Consider the following 17,689-nt stretch of genomic DNA (forward strand, 5'->3'; position numbering starts at 1 on the left):
TCACTTGATCTCGGTCGTGGTCGCGTCGTCCGACCGGCCCGGTGGGCGCGGCGGCTGCGACCACGGCGACTCCCCGCCCGTCCGCCGGGGCAGCGGCTCGATCGGGGTCGGGTCCGGGTAGCCGAGGGTCAGCGGGGCGGTGTCCCGGTCCGGGCTGCCGCCACCGGCCGGCGGCCAGTCGGTGAGCGGCAGGCCCATGTCGTCGGGCCGGTCCGCGGGCGCGGGACCGGGCTTCGTGGCCGGGCCAGGCCAGCGGCGCCAGCGCTGCCCGCTGAACGCCGCCATCAGCAGCAGCGCGCCGATCAGGAAGAGGGTGCCGTTCTGGGCCGGGAGGGCCAACGGCAGCGGGTCGCCCAGGACGTGCCAGTTCTCGGGGATCCGGTCGCGCACCGTGAACGGCGCGAGGAACATCCCGACGTACGGGGTGACCAGCAGCAGCCCGGCGACGAGCGGGCCGAGCGGCGAGACACGCAGGGTGCCGAGCAGGCCGAGCAGGATGCCCGCGACGGCCAGGTAGACGGCCGGCTCGATCAGGTTGGCCGTGTTGAACGTGCCGATCTCCACCCAACGGGTGATCGTGCGCGCCGACCCGTCCTGACCGAGGGTGACCAGCACCCAGGTGACGGGTGCCACCACCAACCCGGCGAGGAAGCTCCAGAGATGTCGCATCCGCGCACCGTACCGTTTTCCGCATGACAGATCACCCCTCCGCGACCTCGGCGGGCAAGCCCACGTCGTACTCGCGGGTCACGCTCAGCCGGATCATGACCGCCGTCGACGTCAACCTGTATGGGACCGTGCACGGAGGGGTGTTGATGAAGTTCGTCGACGACGTGGCGGGCGCGGCGGCGGCCCGGCACAGCGGCGGCACGGCGGTGACGGCCGCGATCGACGAGATCGTCTTCTCCGAGGCGGTGCGGGTCGGTGACCTGGTGCACGCGCACGCCCAGGTCAACTGGACCGGGCACACCTCGATGGAGGTGGGCGTCCGGGTGGTGGCCGAGCGGTGGGACTCGGCCGAGGACGAGCCGGTCCGGGTGGCCACGGCGTACCTGGTCTTCGTGGGGGTGGACGTCGGTGGCGCCCCGCGGCCGGTGCGGCCGGTGCTGCCCGAGACGCCGGAGGACGAGCGCCGCTACCGGGAGGCGGAGATCCGGCGCGCCCACCGGCTGGCGCGCCGCCGCGCCATCCAGGCCCACCGCACGGGCCCGGTCTGAGGGCCCTTCCTCACATCCCACACAGGTGGGCGGCTCGGGGTGTGGGGCGGGCACGCCCCGACGCCGGTACCCGGTGCGGAGAATGGCGCTGCGAGGTAGGGCAAGATGGCGCCACGGCCCGATTTCACAGTGTCGTGCGGGGCCACAGGGAGGGTGGAACAGTGGATGACGTGCTGTGGACGCCGCCGGCGGACGTACGCGAGCGGTCCCGGATCGGCGACTACCTGCGCTGGCTCGGTGAGCACCGCGGGCTCGACTTCCCCGACTACGACGCGCTGTGGCGCTGGTCGGTCACCGACCTCGACGCGTTCTGGCGATCGGTGTGGGACTGGTTCGGCGTCGTCGCGCACACCCCGCCGACGGCCACGCTGACCGACCCGGCAATGCCGGGCACCCGGTGGTTCCCCGGGGCGACCCTCAACTACGCCGAGAACGTGCTGCGGATGCCGGGGCTGGGCGACGACGACCCGGCGGTGATCGCCCACGGCCAGACCCGCGCGCCCGAGACCCTGACCGCGGCCGAACTGCGCGAGCGGGTCCGCCGGGTGGCGGCCGGGCTGCGCCGGCTGGGCGTCGGCCCCGGCGACCGGGTGGCCGCGTACGCACCGAACATCCCGGAGACGTACGTGCTGCTGCTGGCCACCGCCAGCCTCGGCGCGATCTTCTCCTCCTGCGCCCCGGAGTTCGGCACCCGCAGCGTCACCGACCGGTGGCGGCAGATCGAGCCGAAGGTCCTGGTGGCCGTCGACGGCTACCGGTACGGCGACAAGCCCGTGGACCGCCGCGGCGAGGTGGCCGCCATCCGCGCCGCCCTGCCGTCGCTGGAGCACACCGTTTGCATCCCGTACCTCGACCCGGCCGGTGCTCCGCCCGAGGGCGCGATCGCCTGGGCCGAGCTGGCCGCCGAGACCGACGAGCCGCTGGCCTTCACGGCGGTGCCGTTCGACCACCCGCTCTACGTGCTGTACTCCTCCGGCACGACCGGGCTGCCCAAGCCGATCGTGCACGGCCACGGGGGCATCCTGCTGGAGCACCTGAAGATGCTCGCCCTGCACCACGACCTCGGCCCGGGCGACCGGTTCTTCTGGTTCACCACCACGGGCTGGATGATGTGGAACTTCCTGGTCTCCGGGCCGGCGGTGGGCGCGGCGATCGTGCTCTTCGACGGCAACCCGGGCCACCCCGACCTGGGCGCGCTGTGGCGGCTGGCCGAGGAGACCGGCACCACGTACCTCGGCACCTCCGCGCCGTTCCTGCTGGCCTGCCGCAAGGCCGGCCTGGTGCCGCGGGAGATCGCCGACCTGTCCGCGCTGCGCGGGCTCGGCTCGACCGGCGCGCCGCTGCCCGCCGAGGGCTTCACCTGGGTGTACGAGAATGTCGGCGACCACTTCCAGCTCCAGTCGCTCTCCGGCGGCACGGACGTGTGCACCGGCTTCGTCGGCGGCGTGCCCCTGCTGCCGGTGTACGCCGGGGAGATCGCCTGCCGGGCGCTCGGCGCGAGGGTGGAGGCCCGTTCCGCCGACGGCACCCCCGTCGTCGGCGAGCTGGGTGAGCTGGTGATCACCGCGCCCATGCCGAGCATGCCGGTCGGGTTCTGGAACGACCCCGACGGCGTCCGCTACCGGGAGGCGTACTTCGAGGTCTACCCGGGGGTCTGGCGGCACGGCGACTGGATCACGGTCAACTCCCGGGGCGGCTGCTTGATCACCGGCCGCTCCGACGCCACCCTGAACCGGGGCGGGGTCCGGCTCGGCACGGCCGAGTTCTACTCGGTCGTCGAGGGGCTGGACGAGGTGGTCGACTCGGTGGTGGTGCACCTGGAGGACGCCGAGGGCGGCGCGGGCGAGCTGCTGTTGTTCGTGGTGCTCGGCGAGGGCCTGGAGCTGGACGACGCGCTGCGGGCGAAGATCTGCCGCGAGCTGCGTTCGGCCCTGTCGCCCCGGCACGTCCCCGACGAGATCCACCAGGTCCGCGCCGTGCCGCGCACCCTGTCGGCCAAGAAGCTGGAGGTGCCGGTCAAGAAGATCCTCACCGGCACCCCGGTCGACGACGCGGCGGCCAAGGGCGCCCTGGCCAACCCCGACTCCCTGACCGCCTTCGCCACCTTCGCCCAGCGCCGCTCCCACACCGACGACCCCACCCCGGCCTGACCCCCTCCCCGCCCCGCCCCCGCCCCTCCCGCCCCCTCCCCGCCCCACGCCCCGCCCTCCCGCCCCCCCGCAGCGCCGATCTGACCGGTAAATGACCTGTACCACGACGGGTTTTGGGGGCGGTGGGCTGGCCCGGTGTTGATGGCCAGCCCGGGCGGGGTGGGGGTGTGGGGTCAGGTTGTCGGTTGCAGGGTGACGGTGTGGCCGAGGGCTTCGAGTTGCCGGACCAGGCTGTTGATCTTCCGGGTGGTGTTGATACGGCGTTCGTGGAAGTCGGCGCCGAGATCGTGGTAACGGGCGGTTGGGTCGTTGAGCAGGTGCCAGATGATCACGAGGATGGAGCGGGCGACGGCGACCTTGGCCTTGCCTCTGCCTCGACGTGTGACCAGACGCCGGTAGCGTTCGGACAGGAACGTTCCCTTGCCGCGGGCGACGGTGGCTGCGGCCATACCGAGGGCGCCTTTGAGGTACGGATTGCCTTTGCCTGTCTTGCCCGCGGTGAGGCTGGTACCGGACTGGATGGTGCGCGGACACAGCTTCGCCCAGGACACCAGGTGCGCCGCGGTGGGGAACCGTGTCATGTCCAGACCGATCTCGGCGATGATCAGTTGCGCGGACTCGGTGCTGATGCCCGGGATCTCGGCCAGGCGCCGCCGGGCGTCTGGCGCCGGGGTGTCGCCGTCGCCGCCGCCCGGCTGGGACGGTGGGTCGATGTCGTCGAGTATCTGCCCGATCCGTGTGGTGAGTTTCGCGATCTCGGTGTCGAGGCGGTCGATCTGGTCGAGCAGGATCCGGGCCAACTCGCCGTGATGGTCGTCGAAGCGGCCGGTGAGTGCCTCGATGAGGGCGTTGCGTTTGCGGCGCAGCGCTCCGTGGGCCAGCGAGGCGAGGGTCGCCGGATCACGTTGACCGGCGATCAACGCCTCAACCATGTCCCGCGTCGACACCGTCCGCAGGGTGGAGGCCACCGACGACACCTTGATCAGGGCGTCTTCAAGCAGTTTCTCCAACCTCGACCAGTAGCGGGTCCGGTCCCGGACCAGATCCACCCGCATCCGGGTGTAGTCACGCAACACCCGCACCGGAGCCGCAGGCACGAACGAGGGCCGCAACAGGCCCTTCTCGGTGAGCTTGGCCAACCACACCGCGTCCAGCTTGTCGGTCTTCGGCCGCCCGGGCACGTTCTTGACGTCACGGGCGTTGACCAACTGCACGTCCAACCCGGCTGCCTCGAACAGGTAGAACCAGATCCGCCAGTAGTCCGACGTGCTTTCCACGGTGACCTTCTCCACCCCCGCCGCCACCAGATCGGCGGCAAGGTCACTGACCGCGTTCGTGGTCGCCGTCACCTGCCACACCCGGCTCACCCGCCGCCCACCCGCGGCGGGTAGCCGGGTACACACCATCCCCGACTCCTTGGCCACATCGACCGCACACACCCGCTCCCAGACCTTCTCGCTGTCAGCGTCCGGGATCTCTTCGGGTAACCCGCGCATCCGCCCGCGTCCCTCCTCACCGTGATCGACCAGTGGGTAGGTCGCCCGGGGGCCTCGGTCGGGAACCGAAAATCTGACCGGCGTGCTCGAAGCAACAGTGCGTGACCCACAAGAGTCCGGGCCCCGGCGCCAGACTTGCAGACGGCCTCAACTAGACCAAGATCGATCGGCGTCGGCGGGCGACCTGTCCACCATTTTCACGCCTGCGAGGCGTCCCGAAAAGACCGGGTGACTTGCAGTTGCTGCCCCGACGAAAGGGGCGTATCACCCCGAATCGAGGGCCGAAACTGCAAGATCGGCGGGGCGAGGGGGTGGGGGGAGGTGGGAGGGGAGAGGGGGAGGGGGAGGGGAGGGGTGGGTGGGTCAGGGCAGGGGGCGGGTGACCTTTTCCGAGGTCGCCCGGGAGTCCAGGCGGGAGCGGTCGAGGTGGCCGCAGAGCACGATCGTCGCGCCTGCCGTCAGGGGCGCGAGCAGCCAGTCGACCGGGTCGGGGTGCGTCGCCGCGTCGAGCAGCAGGCGGTCGCCGGGGGCGATCCCCAACTCCGCCGCGCGGGCGGCGGCGCGGGCCAACAGCTCCGCGTCCTGCGGCCCACCCTGGGCGTACGGGCTGAAGTAGTCACCGTGCCGGCGCACCTCGACCACGTAGTCGGCGAAGCCGTCCGGCACCTCGCGCAGCGGAAGGGCGAACGGGGCGAGCGCCAGCGCGTACCGCTCGCCGGCCGGCCACGCGCCCGCCTCGCCGGCCCGGTCGGCGGCGGCGAACAGCACCTCCACCGGGCCCGGCCGGTCGGCCACGGCCAGCCCCGCCGACCAGCAGCCCAGCAGTACCGCGGCGGTCTGCCAGTGCGGTGGCAGCAGCACCCCGGCCGACTCGCCGGGGCCGGCGGCCACCTCGTCCACGAGCAGGTTCGCGGTCTTGGCCACCCAGTTGGCCAGCGTCGCGCCGGAGAGCTCGGTGCGCTCGCCCGTGGCGTCGTCGTACCAGGTCAGCAGGGGGCGGGCGGGATCGGGCGCGATCGCGTCGGCGAACGCCCGGGCAATGTTGTCGGCCATCGACGCGAACGATACGCCTTCGGCGCCCGCACTCGATGACGGCGACAAGTCGACGTACGGTCGGGTCGCAGTCAGCGTCGGGGCCGGGCTCCGGCGTAGGCTTGCCCGGAGTGTTGTTTCCCACAGATCCACTCTCCCAAGGAGTCGCCCCGTGACCGCCGGTCGCCCGCCCCGCGTGCTCATCGACGCCACGAGTGTCCCCGCCGACCGAGGCGGTGTCGGTCGCTACGTCGACGGACTGCTCGGTGCCCTCGGGAAGGTGTGCGGCCAGGGGGTGGACCTGGCTGTGGTGAGCCTCCGCACAGATCAGGAGCGGTACGCCCGCATGCTGCCGAACGCCGAGGTGATCGCCGCGCCGGCCGCCGTGGCCCACCGACCCGCCCGGCTCGCCTGGGAGCAGACCGGCCTGCCGATGCTGGCCCAGCAGGTCGGCGCGCAGGTGTTGCACGCGCCCTTCTACACCTGCCCCCTGCGGGCCGGCTGCCCGGTCACCGTGACGGTGCACGACGCGACGTTCTTCACCGAGCCGGAGCACTACGACAAGTCCCGCCGGACGTTCTTCCGCAGCGCGATCAAGACGTCGCTGCGCCGGGCCGACCGGGTGATCGTGCCGAGCAAGGCCACCCGCGACGAGTTGATCCGGCTGCTCGACGCCGACCCGACCCGCATCGACGTCGCGTACCACGGGGTCGACCACGCCGCCTTCCACGCGCCGAGCGAGGAGGAGAAGGCCCGGGTCCGGGCCCGGTTGGGGCTGGGCGACAGCAGCTATGTCGCCTTCCTCGGGGCCAAGGAGCCGCGCAAGAACGTACCCAACCTGATCCGCGGCTGGGCCCGGGCCGTGGCCGACCGGGACGACCCGCCCGCGCTGGTCGTGGCGGGCGGCCAGGGCCACGACGACGAGATCGACCGCGCGGTCGCCGAGGTCCCCTCCCACCTGCGGCTGCTGCGCCCCGGCTACCTCCGCTACGCCGACCTGCCCGGGTTCCTCGGCGGTGCGCTGGTCGCCGCCTATCCCTCGTACGGCGAGGGCTTCGGCCTGCCGATCCTGGAGGCGATGGCCTGCGCCGCCCCGGTGCTCACCACCCCGCGGCTGTCGCTGCCCGAGGTCGGCGGCGACGCGGTGGCCTACACCAGCGAGGATCCGGCCCAGATCGCCGCCGACCTGGCGGCGCTGCTCGACGACGAGCACCGCCGGCGGTCGCTGGCGAAGGCGGGCTTCGATCGGGCCAAGGAGTTCACCTGGGCGTCCAGCGCCGAGGTGCACATCGCGGCGTGGAGCCGGGCCCGAGCCTGACGCGCCGCCGCGGGTCGGGCTGGACGACCGCCCGGCCCGTGGTGGTTCGGGCATGATGTGCTGATGCTCTACGCCGTCATTCCGGCGGGTGGCAGCGGCACGAGGTTGTGGCCGCTGTCCCGCGCGGGCCATCCCAAGTTCCTCCACCCGCTCACCGGCACCCCGGCGTCGCTGCTCCAGGCGACCGTGGACCGGCTGGCGCCGCTGACCACACCGGACCGCACCCTGGTGGTCACCGGAGCCGCGCACGTCGCGGCGGTGGCACGGCAACTGGCCGGCCTGCCGGAGGAGAACATCCTGGTCGAGCCCTCGCCCCGGGACTCCTGCGCCGCCATCGCGCTCGCGGCGGCGGTGATCGCGCTGCGCGAGCCGCGGGCGGTGATGGGTTCCTTCGCGGCCGACCACCTCATCCGCGACGCCGGCGCCTGGGTGGCGACGGTCCGCGAGGCGGTGCGCGGCGCCGAGCAGGGGCGGCTCATGACGGTGGGCATCACCCCCACGCGGGCGGAGACCGGCTACGGCTACCTGCACACGGGCGACCCGGTCGGGGACGGGTCGCTGCGCCCGGTGCTGGAGTTCAAGGAGAAGCCGGCCGCGGAGGTGGCCGAGGGGTACCTGCGCTCCGGGCACCACCTCTGGAACGCCAGCATGTTCGTCTGGCGGGTCGACGTGTTCCTGGCCGAGCTGGCCCGGCAGCAGCCGGCCCTGCACGCGGGGGTGACCGCGATCGCCGCCGCCTGGGGCGGCCGCGAGCAGGACGAGGTCCTCGGCGCGGTCTGGCCGACCCTGCCGAAGATCTCCGTCGACTACGCGGTGATGGAGGGCGCCGCCGCCGCCGGCCGGGTCGCGACGGTGCCGGGCGACTTCGGCTGGAACGACGTCGGCGACTTCCACACCCTCGGCGAGGTGCTTCCGGCCGACCCGGACGGGAACGTGGTCCTCGGCGCCGACGCCAAGCCGGGCGTGCTGCTGCGGGACGCCGGCAACCTGGTGGTGGTGCCGCAGTCCGGTCGGCTGGTCGCCGCGCTCGGCGTGCGCGACCTGATCGTGGTGGACACCGCCGACGCGGTCCTGGTCTGCCCGCGCGACCGGGCCCAGGACGTGAAGGCCCTGGTCGACGAGCTGAAGAGCCGCGGCGAGGAGGGTTACGTCTGACCTGGTCGGGTCCCTCGTCGGAGACGGCGCGGGGCCCCTCCTGACGCTCAGCCGGCGCGACGGCGCAGGGCGGCCAGGGCCGGGGCGACGAGTTGGGCCGTCCCGTGCGCGAGCGGCTCGGGCAGCCGGTCCGGCGGGAACCAGCCGAGCGCCTCGGACTCGTCGCTGACCCGCTCCGTCGCCCCGGCCGGGGCGACGATGGCGAACCGGACGTCGTAGTGCAGGGAACCGCCCCCGCAGGCGACCGGGTGGACGTCCACGTCGATCGGGACGGGGTCGACGACCAGGCCGGCGATGCCCGACTCCTCGCCCGCCTCGCGCAGCGCGGCGCCGGCCAGGGTCCGGTCGCCGGGCTCGCAGTGCCCGCCGAGCTGCACCCACCTGCGGAACTTGCCGTGCAGGCAGAGCAGCAGCCGAGCGCCTGCCGCGTCGAGCACCAGCGCGCTCGCGGTGAGGTGGCCGGCCCGGTGCTCCCGGCCCAGCGCCGCCGGCCCCTCGGCCAGCAGCTTCAGGGTGCGGTCCCGGGCCCGGCCGGCCGCCGCGCCGGTCGGCGTCCATCCTTCGAGTACGGCGACCGCGTCGGCGTGCAGCGCCGCGTACGCGGGGAGGTCATCTGACACGCCGCCCACTCTAGGTGCACGGGCTTCGTACGCTGGCCCGGTGACGCTGCGACTGGTCGAGTTCGTCGTCGCCGGCAACGAGGCCAGCGACCTGCTGCCCGTACGCTCGCCGGCCCTGCTCGCCGCCCACCGGGCCCGGCGCGGCTTCTGGACCGTGCTGGACGAGGGGCCGGTCGAGCAGTGCCTGGTACTCCTGCTGGAACGCGAGGATGGCGAGTGGACCGCCCACCACGTCGACGCCGACGCCGGCGCGGAGAACGGCCGCACCGAGGACGGCGAGGCGCTGGCCCACCACGACGGCTGGGTGTACGTCTTCGGCTCCCACTTCGGGTCGAAGCGCGGCCCGCTGCGTCCGCGCCGGGCGTTCGTGGCCCGGTTCCGCGAGGAGGACGCCGCCGGGGGACGGCTGCCGGTGCGGGTGGTACGCAACCGGTTCCGGCTGCACCGGGCGATCAACGACGCGCTGGCCGGGGCCGCCCTGAGCACGCTGCCCCCGGGGGAGCGGGTCCGGCAGCGGTTCATCGTCGAGACGCTGGCCCGGGGCGCCGCCCGGGAAAAGGGCTGGGTGAGCCGGCTGGCCGAGGGGGACCTGCCGGTCAACGTCGAGGCGGCCGCGTTCACCCCGTACGGCACGGTGCTGCTCGGTCTCCGGTTCCCGGTGACCGCCGCGGGGGAGCCGATCCCGGTGGAGCTGACCGGGGTGCCGGAGATGTTCACCGAGTGCGGCTGGCCGTGTGCCGTCGGGGCGTACGCCCTGACCGGGGTGACCCCGCCGGGCGCCCTCACCGGCTTCCGGGCGGTGGCGCCCCTGGCGACCGGCGGGTACGCGGCGGTCGTCGGCTCGATCGACGCGCCGGGCAAGGGCTCGGTGCTGCTCGACGAGCACCCGCAGGGCGGCGAGGTGACGTCGCGGCACGTCCGGTTCTGGCCGGAGAAGGCGTCGGGGCACCTGGTGCCGGCCGAGCTGGTGGCCGACCTGGCGCCGTTCCACCACGTGGAGGGCCTGGCCGAGGCGGACGGCCGCTGCTGGTACGTCACGGACGAGGACCATCGGGTGGCGCTCTGGCTCGGCTGAGCGGCCCGCCCGGGCCGTGAGACGGGAAACCTGCTTCAGGAGGGGCCTTGCCGGGCGGCGGCCGGGCGGCACCTCTGCGGAACGCGGGCCGCAGACCCTCGTGGTGCCGCCCGGCCGCCGGATCCTCCCCAGCCCCCCGGGCACCGTGGGCCGGCGTCGGTGACGGCGGCCCCTCTCGGGCACCCCAGAGCATGCCGAAGACGGGCCCGGCCGTCGAGGTTTTTCAGCCCACGCTGAAAAGTGGAGATATTTGCCGGCCGGGTACAGTGCAAACGGTCAGTGGGCACGCCTTCTGCCGCGGCACGGGAGCGCTCCATGCTGAAGATTCACTTTTCCGCCGACGACCTCCTCCGCACCCGGGTGGCCCCGGGGGCCGATCCGCTCTGGGAACTCGTCCTCAGCGTCCACCTGCTCGGCCTGCCCAGCCACGACCCGCTGACCTCCGGCTGGCGCCGGGGGGTCACCCGGGAACTGCGCCAGCAGGTGGACCGGGACCAGCTCCGGCTGCTCTTCGCGCTGAACCCGAACCGGGGATACTTTCCCGACTTTCTCACCCCGCAGCAGAGCGCGCAGGGCCCGGAGGCCGGCCTGGACGCGATCCGGAGCACGCCGGTGCCGCGGCTGCGCCGCGATCTGAGCCTGCTGGCCGCGGAGCACCCGCTGCCCGGCTGCGCGGCCGGGCTGGCCCGGGGGGAGAGCGAGGTGCTGCGGCACCTGACCGAGTCGATGGAGCACTACCGGACGCTGGCGCTGACGCCGTACTGGCCGCGCATCCAGGCGGCCGTCGAGGCGGACCGGACGCGCCGGGCCCGGGCGCTGCTGGACGGGGGCGTCGAGGGGCTGCTGACCAGCCTCCGCCCGCACGCCCGCTGGGAGGCGGGGGTGCTGGAGGTCCACGGCTACCCGGACAGCCGGGAGCTGCACCTGGACGGGCGGGGACTGCTGCTCGTGCCGTCCTTCTTCTGCGCGAGCACGCCGGTGGCGCTGCTCGACCCGGCCCTGCCGCAGGTGCTGGTCTATCCGGTGGACCGGCTGGGCGGCCTCGTCCCGCCGGGCGACGGCGGCCGGGCGGCACCGCCCGCCCGGGAGGCGTTGGCCGCACTGCTCGGCCGGACCCGGGCCGCCGTCCTGGAGGTCGCCGACGGGGGCTGCACCACGGGTGAGGTCGCCCGCCGCCTGGGCATCTCGCCTGCCGCGGCCAGCCAGCACACCACCGTGCTGCGCAACGCCGGCCTGCTGGTCAGCCAGCGGGAACGCAACCGCGTGCTGCACACGCTCACGCCGCTGGGCCGCGCCGTCCTCGACGCCGCCTGACAGTGAGCCCCCGGGCAGGGCGCCCGGGGCCCTGAGCGCCCGGGCGAACGGCGCGGCACCGCGCCAACAGGGGGCGCCGGAGGCCCGGGCCGGCCGTCAGATCGCCAGGCAGGCGCTGGCCGTGCTGCCGGTGGGCGGCGGCAGCAGCGCCGACGCGACGCCCTCGGCCGCCAGCGCGGCGCGCAGCCGCTGCAGGTCGGCGCCGAGGCGCACCAGTCCGGCGGGGTCGACCGGGGCCGCCGGCTCGCCGAGCACCAGGCCGGTGGCCCGCTCCGGCCAGCCGGGAACGGTGGCGACCAGCGCGGCGCGTACCTCGTCGTCGGTGACGTGGGTGAGGACCGTGCCGGGGGCGACCACGTCGGCCACGGCGGCGATCGCCCGGGCCACCGCCGCCGGGTCGGCCGGGGTGTCGGCCGGGGTGTCGGCCGGACCGTCGGGCAGCACCGCGGCGGCGGCCAGCCCGGCCGCCCGCGCCTCGGCCGTGCCGAGCGAGAAGAGATCCAGCTCCGCGTCGCGGACCAGAACGGCCGCGCCGGAGCCTTCCTCCGGGCCGGTGGCTGCGAGGTACCCGCGGACCACCGCGACGGGCACCTGGTCGCACTTGCCCTTGACCAGCTCGCCCGCGCCTGCCAACTCGTCCACGACCGCCATCTGGGTGAGCTGCAGCTCGTTGCCGTACGGGTCGACCTCGCCCCGGTGGTCGCGCATCGCCGGCATGCCGGCCACCCCGAGCGCGACGTCGGTCAGCCCGTTGCGCCACGGGCGGCCCATCGTGTCGCTGACGATCACCGCGACGTCCAGGGCGTAGCGCTCGCGCAGCGCGGCCCGCAGGGCCCGGGCCGAGGCGTCCGGGTCCTCGGGCAGCAGCACCAGCCGGGTCTTGTCCACGTTCGAGGCGTCGATGCCGGCGGAGGCCAGCACGAAGCCGTGGTGGGTCTGCACGATCCGGGTCGCCCCCCGGGTGGCCACGACCCGGGCGGTCTCGGCGGCCAGCACCTCGTCCCGGGCGGCGAGCCGCTCCGGGCCGTCGGCCGGCACGTCGACCAGCCGGCCCTCCGCCTTCGACACGATCTTGCTGGTCACCACGAGCACGTCGCCGTCGCGCAGCCAGGGCGCGGCGGTGGCGATCAGGGCGGCCAGGTCGTCGCCCTCGGTCACGTCGCCGATGCCGAGCACCGGCCGGATCTCCAGCCTCACATCAGCTCCAATGCGGCGCGGACCATCGCCGCCGTCGCCGACTCGTCCGTCATCCGCAGCGGCACCGCCCGTACCGTCACGTCCGGCACCACCGTCTCCTCGTCCTCGGGGGCCACCAGCCAGCCGTCCAGCAACCCGCCTGCCGCCCGGCCGCCGTAGAGCCCGCCCACCCCGGCGGCGCTGCACTCCACACCGAGCACCGCCAGGCAGCGGTCGGCCATGCCGCGCACCGCCGCCCCGCCGATGATCGGGGAGACCCCCACGACCGGGGCCGACCCGTCCACGACCGCCTCGCGCAGCCCCGGCACGGCCAGTATCGGCGCGATGCTGACGACCGGGTTGCTCGGGGCCAGCAGCAGCACGTCGGCCGCGCCGACCGCCTCCAGCACCCCGGGGGCGGGCTTCGCGTTCTCCGCGCCGACGAAGACGAACCGGTGGGTGGGTATGTCGGCCCGGTGGCGCACCCACCACTCCTGGAAGTGGATCGCCCGCTGGGCCCCGTCGCCGTCCGGGTCGCTCACCACGGCGTGCGTCTCCAGCCGGTCGTCGGTCGCCGGCAGCAGGCGTACGCCGGGCTGCCAGCGGGTGGCCAGCGCCTCGGTGACCGCCGACAGCGGGTACCCGCCGCTGAGCATGGTGGTGCGGACCAGGTGGGTGGCGATGTCCCGGTCGCCCAGGCCGAACCAGGTCGGCTCCGCGCCGTACGCGGCCAGCTCCGACTTCACCGTCCACGTCTCCCCGGCCCGGCCCCAGCCCCGCTCCGGGTCGGCGCCGCCGCCCAGCGTGTACATGACGCTGTCCAGGTCGGGGCAGACCTTGAGGCCGTGCAGGTACAGGTCGTCGCCGACGTTGACCACCGCGGTCACCTCGGCCCCCACCTGACGGGCGTACGCCCGGACGCCGAGCAGGAACCGGGCGCCACCGATGCCGCCGGCCAGAACCACGATGCGCATGGCGTCCATCCTTCCCCACCCGACGCCGCCGGGGCGGCGGTGGCCCGGGAGACTAGGCTCACGTCGGCAAACCGTCCGACAACGCCATCAAGGGGGAGTTCGTGACCAGCCCAGCCGAGCCCGCGTCGCCGGACGCGGCGCCCGCCTCCCACGCCGCCACGCCGGCCGCCCAGCTCACCAGGCCCCTGCGCGAACTGATCGCGCTCGTCCTGCTCGGCGCGAACGCCGTGCTGCTCTTCACCGCCCTGGTCCGGCTGCTGGACCCGACCGGGAACATGACCTTCACGACCCGGGCGGCCACCACCTTCTTCTCGTTCGTGGGAGTGGAGAACGCCGGCCTGCCCCTGCTGGCTGTGCTGCTCGCCACGCACCTGGCCCCGGTGGCGCCGCGGGCGAAGCTGATCACCCAGGTGGCGCTCGGCGAGTTCGCCGTCGGCGCACTCTTCGGCGGGCTCACCTTCCTGGTCTCGACCGTCGGCCGGCTGACGGACGGGGAGGTGCTCGACGCGTTCCTCAGCCTGCTGACCAGCCTGGCCGTGCTGGCGATCTTCGCGGCCGGGGCCTTCCTTGTCTACAAGGTCTGGCGCGGCCTCTACTACACGCCGAAGCCCAAGCCGCAGCCCGGCGTGTACGGCCAGCCGCAGCCGGGCTGGCCGCAGCAGCCCGCCGGCCAGCCGGGTCCGCAGGGCGGGTGGACCGCCCCCGGGCAGCCCACCGGCTGGTCCGTTCCGCCCCAGCCCGGCGGGTACCCGGTCGTCGGCCAGCCCGGCCCGGTCGTCGGCCAGTACGGCCAGCCGGCCCCGTCGTCGGCGCCCCCGTACCCGGCCGCGCCGCAGTCGGCACCGCCGTCCGCGGCACCGCAGCCGACGCGGCCGTTCACGCCCCCGCAGTCGGCCCCGCCGTTCACGCCCCCGCAGTCCGCGCCCCGCAGTCCGTCCCGCCGTTCGTGCCGGCGCAGCCGGCGCCGCCGTTCGGGCAGCCGCCGTCGGCCGAGCCGACCCAGGCCATCCCGCGCCAGCTCACCGAGCCGGGTCAGGCCGCCGGGCGCCCGGGCGACGACAGCGACCGCACCCAGCCGTTCAACCGGGACGACCCGAACCAGTCCCACTGACCCGCCGCCCCGCCCGGGTACGTCCGTCCCGGCCGCCCGGGTCGGACGCGCCCGGCCGCGCTTCCCGTAGGGCGCGGGCCGGGACGGCCGGCACAGCGCATAGGCTGGGCGGATGGTTGATCACACCGGGTCCGGCCCCACCGCGGCGAGCGTGGACCGGGCGCTGCGCCGGGCCGCGTCCGGCCGGGCGCTGGACGTCGACGAGGCCGCCGCTCTGCTCACCGCCCGGGGCGACGCCCTGGACGAGCTGCTCCGGGTGGCCGGCGAGATCCGCGACGCAGGCCTGCGCGAGGCCGGCCGGCCCGGAGTGGTCACCTTCTCCAAGAAGGTCTTCATCCCGCTGACCCGGCTCTGCCGGGACCGCTGCCACTACTGCACGTTCGCCACGGTGCCGCACCGGCTCCCGGCCGCCTTCCTCGACCGGGACGAGGTGCTGGCGATCGCCCGCGAGGGAGCAGCCCAGGGCTGCAAGGAGGCGCTGTTCACCCTCGGCGACCGGCCCGAGGAGCGCTGGCCGGCGGCCCGGGAGTGGCTGGAAGCGCGCGGCTACGACTCCACCCTGGACTATCTGCGCGCCTGCGCGGTGGCGGTGCTGGAGGAGACCGGCCTGCTGCCGCACCTGAACCCCGGGGTGCTCTCCTGGTCGGAGCTGCAGCGCCTCAAGCCCGTCGCGCCGAGCATGGGGATGATGCTGGAGACCACGGCGACCCGGCTCTGGTCGACCCCCGGCGGCCCGCACTTCGGCTCGCCCGACAAGGAGCCGGCCGTCCGGCTGCGCGTCCTCGACGACGCCGGCCGGGTGGGGGTGCCGTTCACCACCGGCATCCTGATCGGCATCGGGGAGACCCACGCCGAGCGGGTCGACGCGATCTTCGCGATCCGGCGGGCCCAGCGCGGGTACGGCCACCTCCAGGAGGTGATCGTGCAGAACTTCCGCGCCAAGCCCGACACCGCTATGCGCGGCATGCCCGACGCGGAGCTGCACGACCTCGCCGCCACCGTGGCGGTGGCCCGGGTGCTGCTCGGCCCGCGGGCCCGCATCCAGGCCCCGCCGAACCTCATCGCGGGCGAGTACGACCTGCTGCTGCGCGCCGGCATCGACGACTGGGGCGGCGTATCGCCGGTGACCCCGGACCACGTCAACCCGGAGCGTCCCTGGCCCCGGTTGGAGGAGCTGGCGCGGCACACCGCGAAGGCCGGCTTCACCCTGCGCGAGCGGCTGACGGTCTACCCCGAGTACGTCCGGGCCGGTGACCCGTGGCTGGACCCGCGCGTGCTGCCGCACGTCAGCGCGCTCGCCGACCCGGAGACGGGCCTCGCCGTCGAGGCGGCCCGCCCGGTGGGCCGCCCCTGGCAGGAGCCGGAGGAGGTCTTCGGCGGCCGGACGGACCTGCACGCCACCATCGACACGACTGGTCGCACCGGGGACCGCCGGGGCGACTTCGACAGCGTCTACGGCGACTGGTCGGAGGTCGCCGCCCAGGCCGACGCCAGCCGGGCGACCGGGTCGGGCGTCGACCGGGCGGGCGCGGCGGCCGGAGGCGTCGACCGCGCGGCCGCGTCCGGCGGGGACGCCGGCCGGGCGCGGCGCCGGCCGGGGCGTCGGCGGGCGTCGGGGACCCGGACCTGCGTACCGGGCTGCGGCTGGCCGCCGACGACCCGGCGGCGCTGCTCGAACCGCGCCACGCCGACGCCGCGCTGGCCCTGTTCGCCGCCGACGGTCCCGCGCTGGATCGGCTCTGCCGGATCGCCGACGACGTTCGCCGCGACGTCGTCGGCGACGACGTCACCTACGTGGTCAACCGCAACATCAACTTCAGCAACGTCTGCTACGTCGGCTGCCGGTTCTGCGCGTTCGCGCAGCGGGAGCGGGACGCCGACGCGTACCGGCTCTCCGTGGACCAGGTCGCCGACCGGGCCGAGGAGGCGTGGGCGGCCGGCGCGACGGAGGTCTGCCTCCAGGGCGGCATCGACCCGAAGTTGCCGGTCACCGGGTACGCCGACCTGATCCGGGCGATCAAGGTCCGGGTGCCGGGGATGCACGTGCACGCGTTCTCGCCCATGGAGATCGCGACGGCGGCGGCGAAGGCGGGGGTGTCGGTCCGGGAGTGGCTGACGGCGCTGCGCGACGCCGGCCTGGACACCATCCCGGGCACTGCCGCCGAGATCCTCGACGACGAGGTGCGCTGGGTGCTCACCAAGGGCAAGTTGCCGACCGCCGCCTGGGTCGAGGTGGTCGGCACGGCCCACGAGCTGGGCATCCGGTCCAGCTCCACCATGATGTACGGCCACGTCGACCACCCCGGGCAGTGGCTGGCCCACTTCCGGGTGCTGGCGGGGGTGCAGGACCGCACGGGCGGGTTCACCGAGTTCGTGGCGCTGCCGTTCGTGCACACCAACGCCCCGATCTACCTCGCCGGCATCGCCCGGCCGGGGCCGACGTGGCGGGAGAACCGGGTGGTGCACGCGATGGCCCGGCTGCTGCTGCACGGGCGGATCGACAACATTCAGTGCTCCTGGGTGAAGCTGGGCGACGCGGGCACCGTGGCGATGCTCGGCGGCGGCTGCAACGACCTCGGCGGCACCCTGATGGAGGAGACGATCTCCCGGATGGCCGGCTCGGGCAACGGCTCGGCGCGTACCGAGGAGCAGTTGCGGGCGATCGCGGCGGCGGCCGGGCGGCCGGCCCGCAGGCGCACGACCGCGTACGGGGATGTCCGCGCGTAGCGTCGTACCTTCCGCCTCGCGCGCCGTACCGCCGTCGGGCGAGTCGAGGCGAGATCGTCGCCGGCCACCCCGGTCCGCCGCCCCGGCAAGGCGGCCCCGGCTCGGGCGGTCCCGCCCCGCGACCGTCCGTGTCGGACGGCCACGGATCGCCGGGAGACCAAGGTCAGCGGGGTGGGCGTCCATACCGTCTGGTGGGACGGCCCACGAAAACGGCGGGGTCGTTTTCCGTGGCCGGCGGGGCAGTCGCCGCTCCCCCGATCGACCAGCGCCGCGGCCGGTCGCGCCGCGCCCGCGGCCGGCCTGGCTGTGGCGTTCCGTCCACTA

At 74.6% G+C, this 17,689-nt stretch carries 13 protein-coding genes and 1 pseudogene; 8 read left to right on the top strand and 6 right to left on the bottom strand.

From position 1 onward, the window contains the following. Nucleotides 1-669, bottom strand: a complete 669-nt coding sequence (locus JD77_RS17000; protein ID WP_145775277.1) for a hypothetical protein — start codon at nt 667-669, stop codon at nt 1-3. Nucleotides 670-692: 23 nt separating this feature from the next. Between JD77_RS17000 and JD77_RS17005 the strand changes: the two genes are divergently transcribed. Continuing rightward, on the top strand, nt 693-1,217 hold the full coding sequence (locus JD77_RS17005) for an acyl-CoA thioesterase (RefSeq protein ID WP_145775278.1): 525 nt from the start codon (nt 693-695) through the stop codon (nt 1,215-1,217). A 161-nt stretch (nt 1,218-1,378) separates the two neighbouring features. Then, a complete protein-coding gene (locus JD77_RS17010; protein ID WP_145775279.1) occupies nt 1,379-3,367 on the top strand; it encodes an acetoacetate--CoA ligase in 1,989 nt (662 codons plus the stop codon). 173 nt (nt 3,368-3,540) lie between these two features. Here JD77_RS17010 and JD77_RS17020 read toward each other — a convergent pair whose 3' ends face one another. Together JD77_RS17020 and JD77_RS17025 are read right to left on the bottom strand one after the other, a co-directional pair. Next, the gene (locus JD77_RS17020; protein ID WP_145773799.1) at nt 3,541-4,863 is read right to left on the bottom strand and encodes an IS110 family RNA-guided transposase; all 1,323 of its coding nucleotides are present in this window, start codon (nt 4,861-4,863) and stop codon (nt 3,541-3,543) included. Between the two features lie 363 nt (nt 4,864-5,226). Next, the gene (locus JD77_RS17025; RefSeq protein WP_145775280.1) at nt 5,227-5,916 is read right to left on the bottom strand and encodes a TIGR03089 family protein; all 690 of its coding nucleotides are present in this window, start codon (nt 5,914-5,916) and stop codon (nt 5,227-5,229) included. A 151-nt stretch (nt 5,917-6,067) separates the two neighbouring features. On the opposite strand from JD77_RS17025, the gene JD77_RS17030 reads away from it, so the two are divergent. Together JD77_RS17030 and JD77_RS17035 are read left to right on the top strand one after the other, a co-directional pair. After that, complete coding sequence (locus tag JD77_RS17030) at nt 6,068-7,213, top strand: glycosyltransferase family 4 protein (RefSeq protein ID WP_145775281.1); 1,146 nt, start codon at nt 6,068-6,070, stop codon at nt 7,211-7,213. Between the two features lie 63 nt (nt 7,214-7,276). Beyond that, a complete protein-coding gene (locus JD77_RS17035) occupies nt 7,277-8,368 on the top strand; it encodes a mannose-1-phosphate guanylyltransferase (protein ID WP_145775282.1) in 1,092 nt (363 codons plus the stop codon). 47 nt (nt 8,369-8,415) lie between these two features. On the opposite strand, the gene JD77_RS17040 is transcribed toward JD77_RS17035, so the two are convergent. After that, entirely contained in the window at nt 8,416-8,997 is a 582-nt protein-coding gene (locus JD77_RS17040) for an NUDIX hydrolase (RefSeq protein ID WP_145775283.1), read from the bottom strand. 31 nt (nt 8,998-9,028) lie between these two features. Here JD77_RS17040 and JD77_RS17045 point away from each other — a divergent pair, with 31 nt between their 5' ends. Further along, on the top strand, nt 9,029-10,063 hold the full coding sequence (locus tag JD77_RS17045) for a DUF4185 domain-containing protein (protein WP_145775284.1): 1,035 nt from the start codon (nt 9,029-9,031) through the stop codon (nt 10,061-10,063). A 315-nt stretch (nt 10,064-10,378) separates the two neighbouring features. Beyond that, nucleotides 10,379-11,377, top strand: a complete 999-nt coding sequence (locus JD77_RS17050) for an ArsR/SmtB family transcription factor (RefSeq protein WP_145775285.1) — start codon at nt 10,379-10,381, stop codon at nt 11,375-11,377. A gap of 96 nt (nt 11,378-11,473) precedes the next feature. On the opposite strand, the gene JD77_RS17055 is transcribed toward JD77_RS17050, so the two are convergent. Beyond that, entirely contained in the window at nt 11,474-12,574 is a 1,101-nt protein-coding gene (locus JD77_RS17055) for a coenzyme F420-0:L-glutamate ligase (protein ID WP_145775286.1), read from the bottom strand. Continuing rightward, nucleotides 12,571-13,527, bottom strand: coding sequence for a 2-phospho-L-lactate transferase (gene cofD, locus JD77_RS17060; protein ID WP_145775287.1), 957 nt, complete (start codon nt 13,525-13,527; stop codon nt 12,571-12,573). The genes JD77_RS17055 and cofD overlap by 4 nt, the downstream gene beginning before the upstream one ends. A 101-nt stretch (nt 13,528-13,628) precedes the next feature. On the opposite strand from cofD, the gene JD77_RS17065 reads away from it, so the two are divergent. Together JD77_RS17065 and JD77_RS35520 are read left to right on the top strand one after the other, a co-directional pair. After that, a complete protein-coding gene (locus JD77_RS17065; protein ID WP_246140718.1) occupies nt 13,629-14,708 on the top strand; it encodes a hypothetical protein in 1,080 nt (359 codons plus the stop codon). A gap of 42 nt (nt 14,709-14,750) precedes the next feature. After that, nucleotides 14,751-17,365: pseudogene (locus tag JD77_RS35520) on the top strand (bifunctional FO biosynthesis protein CofGH). Nucleotides 17,366-17,689: the final 324 nt, after the last annotated feature.

The sequence above is a fragment of the Micromonospora olivasterospora genome, assembly GCF_007830265.1.
GTDB classification, from domain to species: domain Bacteria; phylum Actinomycetota; class Actinomycetes; order Mycobacteriales; family Micromonosporaceae; genus Micromonospora; species Micromonospora olivasterospora.